23 protein-coding genes are annotated in these 20,733 nt (G+C 44.5%); 2 read left to right on the forward strand and 21 right to left on the reverse strand.

All coding sequences use genetic code 11. The annotated features are described in order from the left end of the window. Positions 1 to 134 precede the first annotated feature (134 nt). From recO to rpsU, 7 genes are all read right to left on the reverse strand, one after another. On the reverse strand, positions 135 to 929 hold the full coding sequence (gene recO, locus BMZ95_RS01460) for a DNA repair protein RecO (protein WP_046922566.1): 795 nt from the start codon (positions 927 to 929) through the stop codon (positions 135 to 137). A 58-nt stretch (positions 930 to 987) separates the two neighbouring features. Further along, entirely contained in the window at positions 988 to 1,890 is a 903-nt protein-coding gene (gene era, locus BMZ95_RS01465) for a GTPase Era (protein WP_003698520.1), read from the reverse strand. Between the two features lie 26 nt (positions 1,891 to 1,916). Then, positions 1,917 to 2,330 (reverse strand): diacylglycerol kinase family protein, encoded by a 414-nt coding sequence (locus tag BMZ95_RS01470; protein ID WP_014073603.1) that lies wholly within the window; start codon positions 2,328 to 2,330, stop codon positions 1,917 to 1,919. Beyond that, positions 2,314 to 2,793 carry an rRNA maturation RNase YbeY gene (gene ybeY, locus BMZ95_RS01475; RefSeq protein WP_046922565.1) on the reverse strand — a complete coding sequence of 160 codons (480 nt, stop codon included), beginning with the start codon at positions 2,791 to 2,793 and terminating at the stop codon, positions 2,314 to 2,316. The genes BMZ95_RS01470 and ybeY overlap by 17 nt, the downstream gene beginning before the upstream one ends. A gap of 5 nt (positions 2,794 to 2,798) precedes the next feature. After that, positions 2,799 to 3,782 carry a PhoH family protein gene (locus BMZ95_RS01480; protein WP_046922564.1) on the reverse strand — a complete coding sequence of 328 codons (984 nt, stop codon included), beginning with the start codon at positions 3,780 to 3,782 and terminating at the stop codon, positions 2,799 to 2,801. A 191-nt stretch (positions 3,783 to 3,973) separates the two neighbouring features. Continuing rightward, positions 3,974 to 4,417 carry a GatB/YqeY domain-containing protein gene (locus tag BMZ95_RS01485; RefSeq protein ID WP_041820003.1) on the reverse strand — a complete coding sequence of 148 codons (444 nt, stop codon included), beginning with the start codon at positions 4,415 to 4,417 and terminating at the stop codon, positions 3,974 to 3,976. A gap of 22 nt (positions 4,418 to 4,439) precedes the next feature. Further along, entirely contained in the window at positions 4,440 to 4,625 is a 186-nt protein-coding gene (rpsU, locus tag BMZ95_RS01490; RefSeq protein ID WP_003694124.1) for a 30S ribosomal protein S21, read from the reverse strand. A 228-nt stretch (positions 4,626 to 4,853) separates the two neighbouring features. Between rpsU and BMZ95_RS01495 the strand changes: the two genes are divergently transcribed. Both BMZ95_RS01495 and BMZ95_RS01500 read left to right on the forward strand, forming a co-directional pair. Beyond that, on the forward strand, positions 4,854 to 5,672 hold the full coding sequence (locus tag BMZ95_RS01495) for a pyruvate, water dikinase regulatory protein (protein ID WP_014073607.1): 819 nt from the start codon (positions 4,854 to 4,856) through the stop codon (positions 5,670 to 5,672). 448 nt (positions 5,673 to 6,120) lie between these two features. Next, on the forward strand, positions 6,121 to 7,569 hold the full coding sequence (locus tag BMZ95_RS01500) for an APC family permease (RefSeq protein WP_014073608.1): 1,449 nt from the start codon (positions 6,121 to 6,123) through the stop codon (positions 7,567 to 7,569). A 434-nt stretch (positions 7,570 to 8,003) separates the two neighbouring features. Here the strand turns inward: BMZ95_RS01500 and BMZ95_RS01505 are convergent, their stop codons facing one another. The 14 genes from BMZ95_RS01505 to prmA all read right to left on the reverse strand — a co-directional run bounded on the left by BMZ95_RS01505 (position 8,004) and on the right by prmA (position 20,732). After that, entirely contained in the window at positions 8,004 to 8,906 is a 903-nt protein-coding gene (locus BMZ95_RS01505; RefSeq protein ID WP_046922563.1) for a deoxyribonuclease IV, read from the reverse strand. Between the two features lie 78 nt (positions 8,907 to 8,984). Further along, positions 8,985 to 9,755 (reverse strand): hypothetical protein, encoded by a 771-nt coding sequence (locus tag BMZ95_RS01510; RefSeq protein WP_046922562.1) that lies wholly within the window; start codon positions 9,753 to 9,755, stop codon positions 8,985 to 8,987. A gap of 281 nt (positions 9,756 to 10,036) precedes the next feature. Then, complete coding sequence (locus BMZ95_RS01515) at positions 10,037 to 10,993, reverse strand: glycosyltransferase family 2 protein (RefSeq protein ID WP_014073611.1); 957 nt, start codon at positions 10,991 to 10,993, stop codon at positions 10,037 to 10,039. After that, complete coding sequence (locus BMZ95_RS01520; protein WP_014073612.1) at positions 10,994 to 12,007, reverse strand: glycosyltransferase; 1,014 nt, start codon at positions 12,005 to 12,007, stop codon at positions 10,994 to 10,996. After that, a complete protein-coding gene (locus BMZ95_RS01525; protein WP_014073613.1) occupies positions 12,008 to 12,934 on the reverse strand; it encodes a beta-1,6-N-acetylglucosaminyltransferase in 927 nt (308 codons plus the stop codon). Between the two features lie 10 nt (positions 12,935 to 12,944). After that, positions 12,945 to 13,817 carry a YitT family protein gene (locus BMZ95_RS01530; RefSeq protein ID WP_014073614.1) on the reverse strand — a complete coding sequence of 291 codons (873 nt, stop codon included), beginning with the start codon at positions 13,815 to 13,817 and terminating at the stop codon, positions 12,945 to 12,947. Positions 13,818 to 13,828: 11 nt separating this feature from the next. Further along, positions 13,829 to 14,359, reverse strand: a complete 531-nt coding sequence (msrA, locus tag BMZ95_RS01535) for a peptide-methionine (S)-S-oxide reductase MsrA (protein WP_046922560.1) — start codon at positions 14,357 to 14,359, stop codon at positions 13,829 to 13,831. Continuing rightward, on the reverse strand, positions 14,359 to 14,982 hold the full coding sequence (locus BMZ95_RS01540) for an HAD-IA family hydrolase (protein WP_014073616.1): 624 nt from the start codon (positions 14,980 to 14,982) through the stop codon (positions 14,359 to 14,361). The genes msrA and BMZ95_RS01540 overlap by 1 nt, the downstream gene beginning before the upstream one ends. 2 nt (positions 14,983 to 14,984) lie before the next feature. Beyond that, positions 14,985 to 15,926 carry an alpha/beta hydrolase gene (locus tag BMZ95_RS01545; RefSeq protein WP_046922559.1) on the reverse strand — a complete coding sequence of 314 codons (942 nt, stop codon included), beginning with the start codon at positions 15,924 to 15,926 and terminating at the stop codon, positions 14,985 to 14,987. A gap of 11 nt (positions 15,927 to 15,937) precedes the next feature. Continuing rightward, on the reverse strand, positions 15,938 to 16,384 hold the full coding sequence (dtd, locus tag BMZ95_RS01550) for a D-aminoacyl-tRNA deacylase (RefSeq protein WP_046922558.1): 447 nt from the start codon (positions 16,382 to 16,384) through the stop codon (positions 15,938 to 15,940). Between the two features lie 12 nt (positions 16,385 to 16,396). Continuing rightward, entirely contained in the window at positions 16,397 to 18,616 is a 2,220-nt protein-coding gene (locus tag BMZ95_RS01555) for a RelA/SpoT family protein (RefSeq protein WP_046922557.1), read from the reverse strand. A gap of 97 nt (positions 18,617 to 18,713) precedes the next feature. After that, complete coding sequence (locus BMZ95_RS01560) at positions 18,714 to 19,040, reverse strand: hypothetical protein (protein ID WP_003694142.1); 327 nt, start codon at positions 19,038 to 19,040, stop codon at positions 18,714 to 18,716. Between the two features lie 46 nt (positions 19,041 to 19,086). Continuing rightward, complete coding sequence (locus tag BMZ95_RS01565; RefSeq protein ID WP_046922556.1) at positions 19,087 to 19,839, reverse strand: RsmE family RNA methyltransferase; 753 nt, start codon at positions 19,837 to 19,839, stop codon at positions 19,087 to 19,089. After that, positions 19,839 to 20,732, reverse strand: coding sequence for a 50S ribosomal protein L11 methyltransferase (gene prmA, locus BMZ95_RS01570; protein ID WP_046922555.1), 894 nt, complete (start codon positions 20,730 to 20,732; stop codon positions 19,839 to 19,841). Before prmA ends, BMZ95_RS01565 begins: the two co-directional genes overlap by 1 nt. Position 20,733: the final 1 nt, after the last annotated feature.

A 20,733-nucleotide genomic window follows, 5' to 3' on the forward strand; every position in this document is an offset into this window, starting at 1 on the left:
CGTCAAGACTCAAAAAGCGCCAATCAAACAACAGTCATCATCTGCTCACACCTTCTCAGACTCGCTTGGCATGACACGTCGCCGACCTTCTTTTCTCAACGTCTTTCTATTCGATTGACCTTAGAATAGTTTAATTATTCAGTTTTGTCAAGTCCTTTTTCAAAAGCAAAGTCAAAAGAAGTCATCTCATTTAAAAATTTCTTGGCAGGAACGTAAAGTCCGACTTGATCGTCATAGATCACGTCAAGTGCCCGCTTGATTTTTATGCTCGTTTTTTCGCTAAGATTGACGCTTTTCAAAACGTCCAAGTCAATATCAGACAAATAGCGTAAGAAGTACATCGTTTTTTCGTCAAGATGCAGCCGATTTGGATCAAGATGCCAATGATTTTTGCAAAGAATTCCTCCATAACTTTCGGAATAGTCAAAAGAAGAACGCTGATTTCCGCAAACCGCACAAAAGCGCCATTCAGGAGCAACGCCAAAAAGTTCCAGCATCTGAATTTCCATGATGCTTACGATAATCAACGGATTAACTCCCTGGTCGATCAGTTGCAGCGCTCGTTCTATCTTCCTGTACCACTTAGATGCCAAAATGCAGTCATCTTTAATTGCGGCTTCACCCAACCCCAAAACATATGACGCATAGGCATTCAGCATGATATCGTTAAAAATATTTTGATATTGATCAATTTCCTTTCCGGTGCTAAGATATGACAGACCGTCATCATTAATGCTTCCGAGATAGCGTCCATGCGAAAAAGGCAAAATAATTGCGCCAAGTCTGAACCCGCGTTTTTTAGCGCCGCGAATATAAAAGGTCTTATAACCATAACGATTCGTCAAAATTTTGACAAGCAGATCCCTTTCCTTATAGTCTCTTTTTGAAACCACGATGCCTGAAAACTCTTCGCCCTGATGCAAAACCACGATGACCCCTCCTTTTAAAAACAGCGGAGCCAAAACATCGTTTCAACTCCGCAAAAAATTAATAATCGTCCTGTTTGTATCCGAGCGATCTCAAGTCTATCTGGCGATCTTTCCAATTTGGCATGACCTTGACCCAAAGTTCCAGATAAACCTTGTCGCCCATCATAAGCTCGATGTCTTTTCTTGCCTTGACTCCGATCGTCTTGAGCATCTTGCCGCCCTTTCCGATAATGATGCCTTTTTGACTCGCGCGTTCAACGATGATCGTGGCCTGAATCAAAATTTTTTCCTCGTCGCGACGCTTGATGCGATCGACAACGACCGCAACCGAGTGCGGAACTTCTTCTCTCGTGAGTTCCAAGACTTTTTCGCGGATGAGTTCGCCGGCAATAAATCTTTCCGGATGATCCGTAACCTGATCCGTCGGGTAGTATTGCGGACCTTCAGGCAGGTCTTTGATCAGTGTATCGATAAACTCTTGACAATTATTGCCCTGAAGCGCAGAAATCGGGAAAACGTCTTTAAAATCCAGTGCTCCGCGGTAGTCGTCCATCACTTCCAAAAGGTGATCAGGATGTATCCGATCAATTTTGTTGATTGCCAGATAAATCGGTTTTTTGACGTTTTTGAGACGCTCAATAATGAAATCATCGCCGCGGCCGCGTTTTTGCTCTGCATTTACCATGAAAATCACCGCATCGACCTCATTTAACGTCGAAAGAGCCGATTCGACCATAAAATCGCCCAGACGGCTTTGCGGTTTATGAATGCCCGGTGTATCGATGAAAACGATCTGAGCATCATCAGTCGTATAAATCCCTTGAATCTTGTTGCGTGTAGTTTGAGCTTTATCGCTCATGATGGCGATTTTTTGACCGATGATTCGATTCAAAAAAGTCGATTTTCCGACATTGGGACGTCCTAATATGGCTATAAAGCCCGAATGAAATTTATTGTTCAAAAATTTTCTTCCTCACATTTATTAATCTAAAACAGCAGTTGCCAAATTTTCGGCACAAAAACAATCGCACCGACAATCATTGAAAACACGGCTGCCAAAAGCACCCCGCCCGCAGCGGTATCCTTGGCCTTTTTTGCCAGGGGATGCTTTTTATATTCACTGGCGAGGTCAACAGCATTTTCAATCGCCGTATTCCAGACCTCGCTTGCCAAAACAAAAAAGATGCTCAATAAAAGCCAAAGCCACTCGTTTGCCGAAACATGGAACAAACACCCCATGATTACGACCAAAATCACTGAGCCAACATGGAAACGCAGATTGCGTTCCTCACGATAAGCTGTCACCAATCCCTCTACCGCATATTTGAAAGAGCTGACAAAGTGACGGTTTTTCCAACGGCTAACGAACTTTGAACGTTTTTTGCTATCTCGTAAGCCCATAGGAGTCAAGAATCTCTCGTTGAAGACCAAACATTTCCCTTTCGTCTTCTTCTTTCATGTGGTCGTATCCGTTCAAATGCAAAAATCCGTGGACAACCAGAAAACCAAGTTCACGATCCTCCGAATGTCCCAAATATTCGGCCTGTTCTTTAACCTTGTCCATCGAAACCATGATGTCGCCAATATTTTTGGGGATGTCAAACTCTTCATCTTCCGGCAAAATAATCGGAACTTCGTCGGGATCGTCTTCTTCGATCGCAAAGCTGATGACATCCGTCGGCTTGTCGACTCCGCGATATTTTTTATTGATTTCATGAATATGTTCATTATCCATCAAAGTAACCGACATCTCTGTATTTTCAGGAAGCTTGAGATAGCTGCCCGCAAAGTTCAAAATATCTTCAATCAGCTTGATTTTTTCTTCTGGAACATTCTTCGTGTCGTCATAAATTTCCAAATCCATTGATGCTAGTCCTCATTTTCTGTTTTATTATTCTTTTCGTAGGCACTGATAATCTCCGAAACCACCGGATGCCGCACGACGTCAGCAGCATCAAAATGAACGAAACCGATATGCGCAAGATTGCTTAACACGTGCTCCGCATCGACAAGTCCGCTTTGCTTATGTCCGGCAGGCAAATCGATTTGTGTCTTGTCGCCGTTAACGATCATTTTCGAACCAAAACCAAGACGCGTCAAAAACATCTTCATCTGTGCCCTTGTCGTATTTTGCGCTTCATCCAAAATCACGAAGGCATTCTCAAGCGTCCGTCCGCGCATATAAGCCAAAGGAGCAATTTCGATGACTCCGCGCTCAATCAATCGTTCAGTATGTTCCGCACCAAGAATCGAATTCAACGCATCGTAAATCGGACGCAGATAAGGATCAACCTTTTCTTTCAGATCCCCCGGCAAAAAGCCAAGCGATTCCCCGGCCTCGACTGCGGGTCGCGTCAGTACCAGACGTTCAACTTCATGCCGTTTTAATGCAGCAACCGCCATTACGACGGCCAGATACGTCTTTCCCGTGCCGGCAGGACCGATTCCGAAGACGAGATCGTTATGCTTGACCGCTTGAACGTATTGACGTTGACTGTAATTTTTCACGCGGATGCTTCGGCCTTTGCGATCTCTGATCAAAGTATCCGTATAAAGGTCTTGAAAATACTCCAACGTTCCTTTTTCGGCCATCGTCATCGCCGAAACAACGTCAGCATTGCTGATCGTAACGCCCTTTTTCAAAAGTTCAGCCAGCTGTGCGAAAATTTCCTTCGTTTCCGAAACGCCATCTTGACTGCCTTTGATCTTGACATGATTTCCGAACGAGCTGACGATAACGTTTTTTCCTTCTTCAATCAGTTTCAAATAAGCATCATTGATTCCGAAAAGCGAAACTGCCATCTGCGGATCAGCGAGCGTAAATTCTTCTTCAATTACGGTTCCTTCTGACAAATAAGAGCACCCCTTTTGCCGCGGAAGCGTCAGCCTGGAAATGAAGCCGCTGAATCTTCCAGACACCAACGCGACCGTTGCTTCTTTGAATTATGATTCTCACCTATATGTATTATACTTACAGTAAGCCATTTTAGCAAACTGCAGACAAAAAAAGCCAGGGAATTTCTTCCCTGACTCCAGGACGCTCGTTAACCGAGCAATTCCTTAACCGTGGCGTTAATCAGCTTGCCGTCAGCCTTGCCCTTGAGCTTTGGCATCACGGCACCCATGACCTTGCCGAAATCGGCTTTAGACGTTGCTCCAACCGCTTTGATCGTTTCTTCAACAACGGCCCTTACATCATCCGCGCTCAATTGAGCAGGCATATAGCCTTGCACAACTGCGATTTCGCCCTCAAGTTCCTGGACTGAATCGTCACGTCCAGCAGCTTTCGATTCTTCAAGAGAATCCTTACGTTGCTTCAATTCACGAGATAACACGCCGACTTCCTCGTCAGGAGTCAAATCGTGTCCAACGCTAATCTGCTCATTTTGAACCGCAGCCTTAAGCATTCGAACAGTCTTCAAACGATTCTTGTCCTTGGCTTTCATGGCTGCAACCATATCTTTTTGCAATGAATCCAATAAACTCATCACAACCTGCCTCCTCTAGAAACTAGAAACGACGCTTATTTTTGCGCTTTCTTGCTGCTTCGGACTTTTTCTTACGTTTTACACTTGGCTTCTCGTAAAATTCACGTTTCCGATATTCTTGCAAAGTACCTGTTTTTGAAACGGAACGTTTGAAGCGACGAAGAGCGTCATCAAGAGATTCGTTTTTACGAACGACTGTCTTTGACATGGTTGTTTCCCTCCCTCCGAGCTTAAATGTAACCGTCTTATTGTCTATTTTGTAATATCACAAACATCAACAGTTCCTTTTCATTATACATAAATGAGAATATCGCGTCAATATAACTTTAACAACTTCTTAGTTTATTCAGCAAAATTCATTTATTTTGATGAATATTTCCGGCAAATATAGTATAATAGAATTAAAGAAAACGTTTACTGAAAGGAGAGACCCCCTATGTCAAATGACAACGCAATCAATGTTTATATTATTTCCGATTCTCTTGGTGAAACGGGCAACAACCTCGCTCAAGCAGCCATCGTTCAATTTCCGAAAGCAGATTTTAAAGTTCATCGCTATCCGCTGATCAAAACGATTTCGATTTTGACGGGTATTTTGCATAAAGCCACACGTGAAAATGCGATTATCGTGCACACTTTTTCAGATAGTGAGCTTTCGGCTTTTGCAAATGACTACTGCAAAGAAAACAATCTTGCAGTCATCGATGCGTTAAGCGGCATCATCGATATTTTGGCGGAGCGCACCGGAGACGAACCGCTCCATGAGGCCGGCATCAACCACAACACGGATCACGAATATTTCAAGCGCATTGAAGCCATTGAGTTTGCCGTGACTTATGATGACGGCAAAGATCCGTCAGGTTTCCTGAAAGCAGACATCGTCCTTTTGGGCGTTTCGAGAACTTCCAAAACCCCGTTGTCCTTGTTCCTCGCAAACCACGGCTATAAGGTTGCCAACCTTCCGTTGGTGCCTAAGACCCGCATTCCTGATCAGATCTATCAGGTTGACCCAAATAAAATCTTCGGTCTGACCAATGATCCGTCGATTTTGAACAACATCAGAAGGGAGCGCATGATTTCCTACGGCTTGAATCCCGACACCACTTATTCCAATATGGACAATATTCAGGCCGAGCTTGATTTTGCCATGGAGCTTTACAAAAAGCTCGGATGCCCGATTATCAACGTTGCCAACAAGTCGATTGAAGAAACCGCAACTCTCATCATGGAAAGTCTCAAAGAAAACGAAGAATGATTTCGCATAATTAAAATGCAGTTCCGATTCAAAATGAAACCCCAGGAATAAAAATGCCGTCATGAATCTTAAGATGTGCCTTCTTTACCGGACCACTGGTAAGGAGGGCATTTTTATGCGTTATTTCTATGACCGGCAGATTGCAAGAAATAATTTGAACGAACTGAGTCATATTTTTAAGCAAAAACAACAGCCTGTTTTCGCAGACAATGCTTACAATCCATTCTGATTCCGTAAATTCTGTCCATCATGCTCCCTCTCGTTTGTTATCGTAATAAATGCATCGAATTTGACGGAGATAAGGTCCAGGTTAATGGATTCAAACTTATATATGATAATGTTAATATTCCTTTCCGATCGTATTTTCCCTTGACAAAAAGGTTAAAAAATAGTTAAGATTTAAACCATTGGTGTTATTTTTAAATTTGATAAGAAAGAGAGAAAAATCATGCAAGAACTAGGAGAGAAAAAATCCTACATAAGCTGGCCTGTCATTGCCATGATTGGCTTCGTCACCATCATCTGTTTTGATGATATCTTATACCCTTTGCAAAACCAGGGGTTGTCTGTTGTTTTCACCTGGATTTTTATGGTGTTTTTCTTCGTTATTCCCTATGAACTTTCCGTTGCCCACCTGGGTTCGGTTTTTAACGGCCACCAGGAAGGGGGACTGGCATCTTGGGCTCGGCATAGTCTGAATTCGGATGCTGCCGGTTACTGGACGGCCTGGATGTATTGGGCTGCCTGCCTGCCTTACATTGTCGACGTAGCCAACTCAACCATCGTGTCCTACAGTTGGCTGATTTTAGGGGATGCCAGTTTATCTAGCCGAATGTCAAGCTTTTGGTTTGGCGTATGGACCTTTGTTATTATTTTAGTTTTTATTTTACTGGAAAATATAATCAAGAAATCCCTTGAAGTCATGGCCACAATCGGCGGATGGGCCATGTTCGGAATGACCATCTTGTTCGTTGTCATGACAGGCTGGACACTATTAAACGGTGGCAAAATTGCCACCCAACCTTTCAACCTTAAAGCATTTATCCCTGACTTTTCGTTATCTTACTTCTCTACCACCGGGCTTTTGATGTTTGCCGTCTGTGGAGCCGAATTGGTTGCCCCTTACCTGAAACGGATGAAGAATCCTAACCGCGACTTCCGCAAGGCCATGTACCTAATCGCATTCATGACAGCTTTTCTGACGGTCTTCGGAACTTTCTCCTTGTCCATCTTCTTTGATGCAAACAACCTCCCGCACGACTTGAAGATGAACGGATCATACTATGCCTTCCAGCTTTTAGGTGAACGCATGGGTATGGGCAATGTTTTGATGTACATTTTCGCTATTGTCCAGGCTATCTATATGATGGCACAGTTAGCCGTTTTCTTAGACTCCACCAGTTGGGTTTTGGCGGCCGATACTGCTGAACGCTTCATGCCAAAATGGATGCGCAAACGCAATAAGAACGATCGCCCTATTCACTCCTACGTCTTGACCACCGGGTTGACCTTGTTCTTGCTGCTTTTATCAGGGACTTTGCCTGATATCAACGCAGTCTTCAATTGGTTGTTGAACCTAAACGGAATTGTCTTTCCTTTCAAGAACTGCTGGCTGTTCTTAGCCTTCATCGCCGTACGAGTCAAACAGGACAAATTTCCATCAGTCTTTGTCTTCATCAAAAGACGAAAGCTCGCTATTGCTGTTGGGACTTGGTGCATGTTGTTCTCCTTCATCTGTGCCGTGATGTCCTTTCTGCCACAAGATCTGGCCTTTGGGACAAAGGCCTGGAATCACCAATTGTTTCTGAACTTCTTATCAGTCGGTGTCTTATTCGGAGCCGGAGCTATCATGCCAATCATGTCATGGTTTGAAAAACGCAAGAAAGAAAGTGCCTGAATATAAATTATAAGAGAGCCTGAGAAAAATTCTGTCTCAAATCAAGAAACCGGATTAGATTTGCAATCAATCGCAAATCTAATCCGGTTTTTTCTCATTCAGGACGATTGCTTTCCGTGATGGAAATAAGCAAAAAGAGTCTGGCGGTAAATTTGACTAAGAGTTTGGCCACTAATTTATCAGGCACTGCATTTAAAAGTGCCGGACGAAACCAGTCGTAACCCGACCGCCTTCGTTCGGCTTTTCGTTTAATTCAAGTGGGAAAGAGACTTTTTTTCAAAGCCTCTTTTTTACGCAAAAATCCTGCCAACTTTGATTCAAAAGAAAATAAAATGGATGATGCCCGTTCAATCCAGAATGACATCCATGGGCTAATGTTAATTTTTATATGTGTCAAACATTCTGGGTACACACATATTTTTATGCGCAACTTCTTACAAAATTCCCTGGCCGTCTTTCACCTTGTCCAGCATCTTAGAATCAAATACCTGGTTTTTGAGCATTGCGATCTCATATGCGTAAGGAGCAAAAGAATTCTTCTTGTCTTCTCCGACGTACGGCGTTTCCATAATTTTGGGAACGTCTTCCAGCTGCGGATGATGCGCAATATAATTTAAAGAATCGAAGCCGATGGTTCCAAAACCGATGTTTGCGTGCCGATCTTTATGTGCGCCGCATTCATTTTTTGAATCATTGAGATGAACGACTTTCAGCCTGTTTAAACCGATTATTTGATCAAATTCACTCAAAACATCGTCAAAGCCGTTTTTGACGTCATAGCCGGCATCGTTTGCGTGACAAGTATCGAATGTAACGCTCAGGCGGTCGTTTTCACTGCATTTTTCAATGATTTCGGACAACTCTTCAAACGTTCGCCCAATTTCCGTTCCTTTGCCCGCCATCGTCTCCAACGCAATGCTGACGTCTTTTGACGCCTTCAGCGCTTCATCCAGACCATGCGCAATGTTTTCGATGGCAGCCTTTGCTCCAAGGCCAACGTGAGCTCCGGGATGAAGCGTGACCTGTTTTGCTCCGAGCGCATCTGCCCGCTTGAGTTCGTTTGCCAAAAATTCGATTGCAAATTCATATTTGCCTTGATCCTTGTTATTGCCAAGGTTGACGATATATGGCGCATGCACGACGACTTCTTCGATGCCGTGATCTTCCATATACTTCTTTCCCTCTTCGATTTTCATCAAGGACAGATCTTTTCTGACAGTGTTTTGAGGTGCACCGGTATAAATCATCATGGCATTTGCCCCATACGATGCCGCTTCTTTTGCGGATCCAAGAAACATCTCTTTGCCGCGCATTTTGACATGCGATCCAAGTTTCATTATTTAACCGCCTTTCATGTAAAAAAATCCAGGAAGCCTTCTTCCTGGATTCATTCTAACATTTAACTTAAAATTTTGCTAATCTGCGAACCATACGGTCAAGGTCGAATTGTAGCAAGACTGTTCGCACGTTTGCCAACCAGCACTGTGTTGTGCCAGCTTGTTTGAAACGACTTCCAGGCCCGTTCCGTCATTTTTCACGCCATACATGATCTCAGAAACATGAAGCACGCGACCGTTGATGACGACTTCGCTGCCGACGTGCAGACTGCCCAACTGGCTGTGTGCCGCACCCATCATTTCAAACAAATAATAGTTCGGAAGAGATGTCCAAGCATAAACGTTGCCGTCTGCCGGAACAGAACCCGTACCGCTGAAGCTTCTAATAGGATATGAATGTCCGTTCAGGCAAAATCCGCTCGTTTGAGCCGGTTGCTGCGAAGAAGACTGTTGCGTCTGGGACTGAGCCTGCGTCGTCTGAGACGATGCGGCTTGACTCTGTGCCGTTTGCGAAGATTGCTGCGTTGCCGTTTGAGCTTGCGTCGTTGTCTGAGAAGAACTTTGGGCATCGCTGCTTGAGCTTGCGGCCGATGAACTTTGAGCAACGCTGCTTGAAGATTTGGAAACAGATGACGTCTCAGTTGCCGAGCTTTCAGAACTTGACTCCTTCTTAACCGAAGGACTGACCTTTTTTTCAGACGTTTCTTTCTTAGCAACGCTCTTCGTCCCTGTTTCTTCATGAGCGAGTGCGGCAAACGTGTCACGACATGCATAGACTTGCGATCCTCCGATTGCAGCAACTACAACCGAGAGTGCGATGAGCGCCTTTGTATTCTTTAAAACATTCATAACAAATACCTCCCGATTAATCTCATATCTTTTTACAAGTCTTATTATGCCAAGTCAAAGTTAAGAAAACGTGAATGCAAATAACAATTTTATAGTGAATATTTTAGTTAAAAATGCCATATTCAATTTATTATCGATGCAAATTCGAAATAAAAGTTGCATAGCTGCTTGAAAAAGCTGCTGATAATCGTTTTAAATTCACAATTACGTAATATTCTGCTGATCAGCACATCAAAAAAGGTACCTATAAATCCCGCTAAAACAGGAGTTACAGGTACCTTTTAAATTATTAACATTTTGATAATTAATTTATTGAACGTCTTCAAATAAATATTTTGCGGGGAATCCCACTTTATATATTTATTCTTCTTCCACCCTTTAAAATGAATATCAATAAATTCCATGACTTTTACAACCAAGTCGCGCTTTACTTTTACGTCTTTGATCGGTCTGATTTTTCTCAGCATGACGTTGCCCAACAAGTTGCGAACGAAACGATATTCAAGTTCATCATGATACGTTTTGATCCAGCCCTTTTCTTCATGAAAATTCAGAATCCTTACGTAAATTTTGAAAAGATCGGCCAAACGACTCGTATTTTGATACGAAATCGAATCGTTTCTTTGAACGTAATGAACTTCGCAAACCTCATCAACCGCAACTTCGTCAATTGATTCAAGAAACGGCATCAATTCAAAGAAAAAGCACTGATCTTCATAAAAAAGCCCCTTCGGAAACGTAATTCCGCATTGCTTGAGCCAATCCGTTCGATACAGTTTGTTCCATGCGACGACGCGTCCTTTGACAAGGTAATCTTCGATTGAATCATATCCCGTCACGACGTCTTTTGCCATTCTGTCCTGATACTGCCAAAAGAAATTGCATTCCACGACCTTCTTTTGACCGTTGCAGGTTTTTTCAAGCATCCTCTCAAGCATTCCCGACTCAACGTAATCATCCGAATCGATAAACAGCACGTAACTTGCATCGACATGCTGCAATCCATAGTTTCTTGCGTCAGACAAGCCGCCGTTTGCTTTGGGTAGATACTCCACCAGATTCGGATTCTCATCTGCATATTTTTGACAGATGGTCGGCGAACCGTCGGTGCTGCCGTCGTCAACAAGCAGCACTCTGTATTTTTCAGAAGACAACGTCTGGTTGATCAAACTTTCCAAACAGCGCTTCAGATATTTTTCAACATTGTAGACCGGAACGATTACGTCAACTTGTCTCATCTAATCACCAAGTGCCTTTCTGACTGCCTCTTTGACATAAGATCCGCGTCTTAATCTCTCTGCCAAATTCAGGGCGTTGCTCTTCATCTTCTTGTAGCCTGCGTCATCAACTTTCTGCAAAACATTGTCCAAATCATTCAGATTTTCGATCGCGATTCCAACTTCGTTTTCAGACACGAATTCGGCCATTGCGGCTTCCTTCCAAATAATCACCGGAATTCCGGAGCTCAGATAAAGCGACGTCTTGTGCGGAGCGTTGTAACGCATATAGTTGCCGAAAACCCCAGTACAAGCAGACATTTCGTCTCCGTCCCAAATCAGGCCGAAGTTTTCATTCAAATGATTCGGCAGATCGTCAGGAGTATATACCCCGCAATAGGTTACGCCTTTTTGATATTCTTGAGCAGGAGACGGTCCATAAACGTCAAGTTTGGCATTATTTAGCTTGACCTTCTTCAAAAATGTCGATTTTTCAAGATTTCCCGCAAAGCAAATACTTTTTTGATACTCGAACCGGTCATTTTTTGGGCAATCGTTACGATAATCAAAAATTCCCAAAATCGTAATCGGAACCGTTACGCCGTGTTGTTTGAGCCATTCGGACATTTTGGAATTGTGCACGATCAGACCGTCGGCAGAATTAAAGATTTCCATTTCATCTTTTTCAAACTGCTTGTTGCCGTCATAAACACGCAGCGTTTCAACGTCGTGAACCATGATCAGGAATTTTCCGTGCGTGACTTTCTTGGCATTTTCAATGATTTTTTTCGTCAAGAAGACCGAGTAAAACGGGTATTGCAAAATGACGTTGTCAAATTGTCTGCCCTTGAAAAGTCGTTTGAGTTTCAAATGAACGAACAGGAACTTTTCAAGACGCTTTTCCGGCAAATCCAGATCCATGACCTTAAAGCCTTCCTCAGTCAAAAATTCGTTAATATCGGTTTTGGCCTTGGGACCAGCATCATTTTTTGCTCTGAGACTTCTCAAAACCGAATACAAAATAACATTTTCCATTTAAAAATACTCTTCCTCTGCTGTCATTTTCAATACTGACGAAACGATTTCATCATCTTCTGCGACGTCAAACTTGCGCGAGAAAAGATAGCCCTCGTTCCGTGCCTTTTTAAGCGTTTCCAGATCAGAAATTTCCCAAACGCACGGACTGCTCTTTCTTTCATCAATCTTGATGAAACGAAGATTTCCCGGACGTCCTTTTTCATCTCGATACAGACGTTTTTTCAAAACTTCATCATTTAAAATAAACGTCTGCAAAAACAGCTCATCGGCTACGATGGCATGCTTGAAAACTTTCATAATGCTTTTTTCTTTTTTCAGAATGCGTTCCACGGCAAAATCGTCCAGACTGAGCCATTGTGAACCAAAACCGAGCTTCAGCCCTGTATTTTTAAAAAAATCAAGCTTCAAAGCCTTGGCCAACGTTCGCTCAAGCTTGCGATAAGCACGAATCATCAGTTTCAACGGAGCGCTTTTGACCGAACGATATGCCGAAACATTAGGAAATGCATGCCAGACCTGAACTCTTTGATAGACTTCCTTCTCTCTGATCTGTTTGTACTCGACGAATTCCCTGCCCTTGTTTTTTTCAAAAAACTCATTGATCCGTTTATGACTCAAAAGCGGCAAGTCCTTGCCGGAAAGCAAGTGATAGTAGTCAAACGGACCAACGGAGCGCGCAAACGAGAACAACGAAAATTCGCATTCGAGCATGTCGCGTCCGCCCCAGCTGACTTTCCTGCGCGGCGCCAGATAAAAATCAGCCTTTGAAAGCCTTTGTTTGAAGCGTTCCAGCTGCAAAGGAGAAAGCGCGGCCTTTTTGTCAATATGCAAGAATATTGCGTTGTCTTCATAATCAAGCGCTTTGAGCAAGACCAAGATTTCTTCGAACTCATTTGCTGCCATGATCAAATATGCATGTTTCATTTGGCTTACCTCATGGTTCTGGTTCATAGAAACGTCCCATGATATGGACGTTGTCTGCAATGCTGACAAATGCAGCGGGATCCGATTCGATCATCGCTCTCCTCAATTCAGGCTGTTCGTAACGCGAGATGACCGTAAACAGAATCGTTTTTTCATCATGCTTGTATGCCCCTTCGGCACCGTGAACGATCGTTATTCCGCGACGCATTCGATTTTGGATACAGTCAATTACGCTCTTTGGCTTCGTGGTCACAATCATGACCTGCATCTTTTGCTGCTTTGTGTAAACCATGTCCATTACGCGCGCATTGATAAAAATGCTGAGTGCCGAATAAAAAGCATAAGGCCAGCCGAAAACCTCCCCTGCGGCAAGGATGATGAAGAAATTGAAAATCAGATTGATCGTTCCGATGCTTTTACCGGTATGTTTTCTGATCGTCAGCCCCAAAATATCCAAGCCACCGGTCGAAATTCCGTTTTTAAGCGCCAAGCCGGTTCCGAACCCATTGATCGTTGCGCCAAAAATTGCGCAGATGATCGGGTCTTTTGTTAACGGAACGGGATTGATTGCCTTAATCATGACCGATGAGCAAAAAACCGCCAAAATCGTGAACAGAGTAAACCTGTGCCCAATCTGTCTCCATCCCAAAACAAACAACGGGATATTCAAAACAAACAGCATCAGAGCCGTTGACAAATGCACGGGACAGTTTTTGGTCAGTGTCCCGATCAGCTGTGCCAAGCCGGTGATGCCGGATGAATAGATATGCCCTGGTTCCCAGAAAAAATTCATGGCAATCGACACTAAAATCCCGTAGAAAAGAGCTGTCGTTGCCTTCATGATCATCGCGTGCTGCTTTAGCACGTCCTGTAATTCATCCATTTTTTATCCTTTCAAATTCCCCAGTTTTCTTCAATAAACTGTTTTCTTCCCTGCGATTCCTCAAATTCCATTCTCTTTGGATCTTTTTTGTAAAACTGCTGGTGCTCTTCTTCCGCTTCATAAAAAGGACAAGCTGATTCGATTCTGGTTACGATCGGCTTTTTGAAACGCTCGCTCACAATCAGATTTTTCAAGGAGAGTTCTGCTGCTTGCCTTTGCGTCTCATTTTTAACGAAAATTACCGGCCGATAATTCGAACCTCGATCCTGAAACTGTCCCGCTGCATCCGTCGGATCGGTCTGATGCCAATAAATCTCAAGCAGTTCCTCATATGAAATGATCGTCTTGTCAAAGACGATCTTGACTGCTTCGGTGTGTCCGGTGGTTCCCGATTTGACCTGCTCGTAGGTCGGATTTTCGACGTCTCCGCCCGTGTATCCTGAACGAACCGAAATTATTCCAGGCATCTGATCAAACGGCTTGGTCATGCACCAAAAACAGCCGCCCGCAAAAATTGCGGTCTCAATTTTCTTGTTTTCCACTATCCAATCAATTCCTTCAACGTTTTTATCTGCTGCTCCGGACGGCATGAGTCTGCTTTGATCAACCCGTCCGGATCAAACAGAATTCCGGCAATGCCGGCATTGTGCCCCGCATCGACGTCGAGAGTTCTGTCTCCGACCATCACAGCCGTTTTGCGGTCGATTTGATGCTTGTCAAGCAGATAATCAAGAGACTCCGGATCCGGCTTGCGCTTGAAATTATCATCCGCAGTCACAAAATCCTTAAAATATTCAAGCAGACCGTCCCTTTTTAAAATTTCCTTTGCAGATTCATCGCGATGCGTCAACAAAAAGCTTTGTCCGCCGCTTGTTTGAATCGTTTCAAGCACTTTGCCTGCAAAGTCAAACGGCTCAGCCAGCTCCTGGTTTCCCTTTTCAAAAAAGTGATAGTCCTCATGCAGCTTTTTTTCATCAAGTTTCGGATATTTCTCTTTCAAAAGAGCAAAGCAATACCTTACCGATTCAACTCGCATCAAGCGATACGTCTCAATCTTGTCAAGTTTTATGCCTTGATTTTCAAAGGCCGAAACAAATGCTGATACCATTCCGCCATACGTGTCGTACAACGTTCCGTCAAAGTCAAAAAAATAATTCTGATACAAAACTACACCTCACTGTCTCTTTCGATAAATTCTACTGCCATGTCCATCGCCAATCGGCAAGCGTTTGTCTCATCCAATGCATTGAGCAAAACGAAATCATGAATCGTTCCCAAAATTCGAGCGACAGAAACGTCAACGTCCGCATCACGCAATTTTCGCCCAAATGCTTCGCCTTCATTTCGCAAAACGTCCGCCTCTGCGGTCAAAATCAATGTTTTGGGCAAAACGGCCAGTTCACTGAATTTTCTAAGCAAAGGAGAATACATGACATCGGTCGGCGACAGCCCGCCCAAATACTGCTGCCAGGCCCATTTCATCTGTTCGCGCGTAATTCGATATCCGCCGGCAAATTCGTAATAAGTCTGGTTGTCAAAATTAGCATTGACGACCGGATAAAACAACAGCAGCTTTTCCAAGGGCAAGTGATGCGCCTCAGAAAGCATCGCAAGCGTTGCCGCCATTCCGCCGCCGACATCATCGCCCGCAACTGTCAGATGCAATAGATCCAGTGAATATTTTATCGCCAGTCGCTGTAAATCAAGATACCCGGCCCGCAGCTGAACCATTTGAGCCGGTGCCTTGCGTTCAGGTGCCAGTGCATACTCCGGAAAAACGACGCAGGCATGGCATCTTCTCGAAAGTTCTGCCAACAGCTTGTGATATTCATTGACTCCGCCGGAGATGAACTGTCCGCCATGAATATAGTAGATTACGCGCAGATTTTTGGCCTGATCTTTTGGAAAATACAGATATTCGTCAAAGGAGCGTTCTTCATCGATTTCGACCCGTTCTTTGACGATTTTCACGCTTTGATCCTGAACGAGCATTTTTTGATCAAATCTTAAACGTTCGCGCCAAGTCTTCAAGCCTATCGTCGTCGGAATAAAACTGTGATTCGAAAGACAAAGCTCCCTTGCCTGTTCCTCCAGCGAAATCAATCCCATTTTATCACCACCTATTTGTTGTCGGTATCGAAAATAATCGTCACCGGGCCGTCATTTGTGAACGAAACCTTCATATCTGCGCCAAAGACTCCGGTTTCAACGATTACGCCTTCCTCGCGCAGCTTTTCATTGAATCTGTCATAATTTTTTGAAGCTTCATTCGGGTTTTGCGCGTCAGTAAAACTCGGCCGATTGCCCTTTTTCGTATCGGCATAAAGCGTAAACTGAGAAACGGATAAAATCTGTCCGCCAATCTGCTTAAGACTAAGGTTCATCTTGCCGTTCTCATCTGAAAAAATTCGACAATTGACGATTTTTCTGACCGTATAGTCGATTTCTTCTTGCTCGTCGCCTTCTTCAAAGCCGACCAAAAGCACCAAACCGTGGTCAATTTTTCCGTTTACCTTGCCGTCAATTTCAACCTGGGCATTCTTGGCCCGCTGCAATACTGTTCTCATTTCCTCACCTCATTAGTGAATGATTCGCTTGACCACGTAGACGTCAGGGATTCGCTTGATGTTGTCGATTACGCGCTGCAGATGAATTCTGTCTCTGATTCCGACCGTAACGTCAATCGTCGCCATCTTGTTGTGATCAACGCGTCCGTTGACGGAGTTCAAATCCTTCGTGGTATTGTTGATTGCCTGCAAAACATCATTCAAAAGACCGGAGCGGTTGTATCCTTCAATTTCAAGATCGGTATTATAGGTGGCTCTGACGTCCGGAATAACGTTCCAGGTAACGTCGACGAGCCTTGTCCCATGCTGTTCGGCGCTTTTGACGTTCGGACAGTCGATTCTATGTACCGAAACGCCGCGCCCTTTTGTAATATAGCCGACGATTTCGTCTCCCGGAATCGGACTGCAGCAATGGCTCAAGCGAACCAGCAGATTGTCGATTCCCTCAATCATGACGCCTTCTTCATTTTTCTTCTTTCCTGATTTGACGTTGGTAATTTCCTGATGATCTTCAAGCAGAGCCTTTTCCTGCGCTTCTTTTCGTTCCTGCTCGCGCTTGGCACGAATGTCTTCCGTCAAGACGTTAATGATGCCTGCAGGCGGAATTTCTCCGAAACCGATGGCAGCGTACAAATCGTCAAGCGTTGCCAGTTGTTTCTTGTTAAGCACTCGCTCAATGTTTTTCTTGCTGCTCATCACGTCATGCGGCTGATACCCGCCTTCAATCAAGCCCTGGTCAAGAATATCGCGGCCACGATCGATGTTTTGGATGCGATCCTGCTGCTTGAAGAAACGCTTGATCTTATTCTTGGCCTTGTTCGTATGCACCAGATCAAGCCAGTCGCGACTTGGTCCCGCTGAATTTTGCGACGTCAAGATATCAACGATATCACCGTTCTTGACCTGATAGTCGAGCGGAACGATCTTGCCATTGACTTTGGCTCCGGTCGTATGATTGCCGACCTCGGTATGAATCGAATAGGCCATGTCAAGCGGTCCTGATCCTTTCGGCAATTCGTAAACGTCGCCCTTTGGCGTGAAAACGTAGACGCGGTCGCTGAACAGATCGCCTTTGACGTTTTCCATGAATTCTTTCGCGTCGTTTGATTCATTTTGAATCTCGATGATTTCCTTAAACAGATTCAGCTTGTCTCCTGTCGTCGTCTGCTTGACGCCGTTCGTTTTGCCTTCCTTATAGGCCCAATGAGCAGCAATCCCGTATTCGGCCACGCGGTGCATCTCCTCAGTTCTGATCTGAACTTCCAACGTCTTGCCTTTTGGCCCGATGACCGTCGTATGAAGCGACTGATACATGTTGGCCTTTGGCATCGCGATATAGTCTTTAAAGCGACCAGGCATCGGTTTCCACTTGGTATGAATTGCTCCCAAAACGGCATAGCAGTCTTTGATCGACTTAACCACGACGCGCACTGCAAGCAAGTCATAAATTTGACTGAATTGCTTGTGAAGATCACGCATCTTGTGATAAATCGAATAGATGTGCTTTGGTCGTCCGTAGATTTCGCAGTCCAAATGCAGATCTGCGATGGCTTCTTTAATCTCCGTAATGGCTTCGTCGATATACTGAACGCGTTCTTCACGCTTTGAATTCATCAAATGAACGATGCGATAGTATTGTTGAGGATTAAGGTAGCGCAGCGAAATGTCTTCCAATTCCCATTTGATCGTGCTGATCCCGAGTCGATCTGCCAACGGCGCATAGATTTCAAGCGTTTCGTTGGCAATCCTTCTTTGCTTGTCGGGACGCAGATGCCCCAGCGTCCTCATGTTGTGGAGCCTGTCTGCAAGTTTGACGATAATCACGCGCAAATCCTTTGACATTGCCAAGAGCAGCTTGCGGTGATTTTCAGCCAGCTGTTCTTGATGCGATTTGTAGCGAATCTTGCTGAGCTTGGTTACGCCGTCAACGATGACCTCGACGTCTTTTCCGAAAAGTTCGCCGACATCCCCCAAAGTAACGGGCGTGTCTTCGACAACGTCATGTAAAAAGCCTGCACTGACCGTTTCAGGATCCATTTTCAAATCTGCCAGAATTCCGGCAACCTGAATCGGATGAATAATGTAGGGTTCACCAGATTTTCTGAATTGTTCCCGATGAACGTACGATGCAAAGTCGCAAGCCTTGCGAACCATTGCCACATGCTCTTCATTCATGTATTTTTCGCACATTCCGATCACGTCCTGTGCACTCCAGATGTTTTCTTTTTCCATAACAACCACTCCTAGCAATCCCAATAAGATTTTAAAAAAGGCGGAACAACCGTGTCGTCCCGCCCGAGCAGGCAAGAAAACACTTCTTACCGCGGCTTCAGTCTTTCGTTATGCCGTATGCCGCAAAGCTCAAGCCAAGGTAAACAACCGTAAAGTATCTTGCATATCCATCGAAGAAAAATCGATATCCGATAAGATACAATATCGGGAAAAACAGCAGTACCCAAAAATGCTCATTTGATTTTCCCGCATAAAGTCCGACAACAACGGCATAAACAACGTAGATTCCAAATAAAATTATTCCGATTCGATGTACGTCGGTCGTATTTAAATATGTGAACAGGATCGGAACGACGAATGCAAAGGCTGTAGCAATCGCCAAATACCAGACGATGCGTTGAATACTGAGACTGCGATTTTCCATAACTGACCTCTCTTCGCAAAAATTAATTCGTTTATTGTCTACTATTTTACTCTAGTTCCAATGCAAATGAAAGAGCCGATAAAAAGTATAACGGAGCCGTTTCCGCTCGCATGATCCTTGGGCCTAATCCGGCAAAGGAAAAACCTTTTTCCTTCAGCAGTTCGACTTCTTTGGGGCTGATTCCGCCTTCCGGACCAAAAACGGCCGTTACTTTCTTTCTTTCATTCGTCTTAAGCTCGTCGAAAACTTTGACGAGCATCCCCTTTTCTCCGGCCTTGGCCGATTCTTCGTAGGCGCAAAGTCCGATCGTATCTTCATCCGGCAAAAGATCTTCCAAGCCGTCCAGATAAGAAACTTCAGGGATCGTCGTTCTGTGCGACTGTTCTGCCGCCGACTTGGCAATTTTTTGCAGGCGTTCCAATTTTTTGGCCTGCTTTTGCTTGGCCCAGCGCGCTACGGACCAGTCGCCGGCAAAAAAGACGATCTTTGAAACTCCCAGTTCCGTAGCTTTCATGACGATCAGATCCGTTTTGTCGTTTTTAGGCAATCCGCAAACGATCGTTGCTTCAACCGGAAGTTCGACCTGATGCTCAAAACGCTCGCATTCATGGGCAACCGCCTGCTTTTTGGCCGAATCGATCGTAACCAGCTCCATGACGTGAACGACTTTGTCCGGCGTCACGAGCTCAAACTTTGAGCCTGCTTTCATCCTCATGACAACGACTGCATGCTTGTAAACGTCTTCCGATAGATTCAATGTATTTCCGGAAAAATTCTGCTCTGAAAAATAGCGCTGCATTATTCTTCACCCTCGCCTGGCTTGTGCGCAACAATTGAAAACCAGTCTTTCATCCGTGAAATCTGATCGATGACAAAGCCTTCATTTTGCAATTTTTCTTCGATCAAATCGGCCTTGTCGCTGATGATGCCGGACGTGATGAAGATTCCGCCGTCATTTAAGCAATTGAATGCTTGCGGAATGAGCGGAACGATGATTTCCGCCAAAATATTCGCGCAGATCAGGTCAGCCTTTTCATCGACTCCGTTCAGCAGGTCATTTGTCGCAACGTGAATCTTCGATCTTTCTTCAGGATTGAGCTTCAGATTAACGTCGCAAGCCTTGATGGCTTCATCGTCAACGTCATAGGCCAACGCTTCCTTTGCACCGAGCTTGCAGGCAGCAATGCTCAAAACGCCGGAACCGGTGCCGACGTCAATCATCTTTTCGCCGCCGCGAATCGCTGACTCAAGTCCAAGCAAAGCAAGTTTCGTCGTCGGATGCGTGCCCGTTCCGAAAGCCTTGCCGGGATCAAGCAAAATCACCTGTTCGTCAGCGCTTTGCGGCACGTATTCTTCCCAGCTCGGCACGATCGTCAGATAACGCGTCACTCTGACGGGATGATAGTACTTTTTCCAGGCGTCAACCCAGCTTGCGTCATCGTTTGTCTTTTCGAAAACGTTCGCCTTGCCAGGATTCAAACCGAATTCTGCCAACCCCAAAACTTTTTGCTTCAAATCGCGCGAAAGCTCAACGACTGGTTTGCTTTCAGGAAAATAAGTAATAATCTTTAAATCGTCATTTCCGTTTTCATCATCAAACTGCACGCCGCCTGCACCGTTTTGCATCAAAATTTCAACGACTGCATCGCTTGCTTCAAGGGTCGTTTCAACGACCAGTTCTGTCCATTCCAAA

The organism is Ligilactobacillus ruminis DSM 20403 = NBRC 102161 (genome assembly GCF_900113455.1).
In the GTDB taxonomy this organism is placed as follows: Bacteria; Bacillota; Bacilli; order Lactobacillales; family Lactobacillaceae; genus Ligilactobacillus; species Ligilactobacillus ruminis.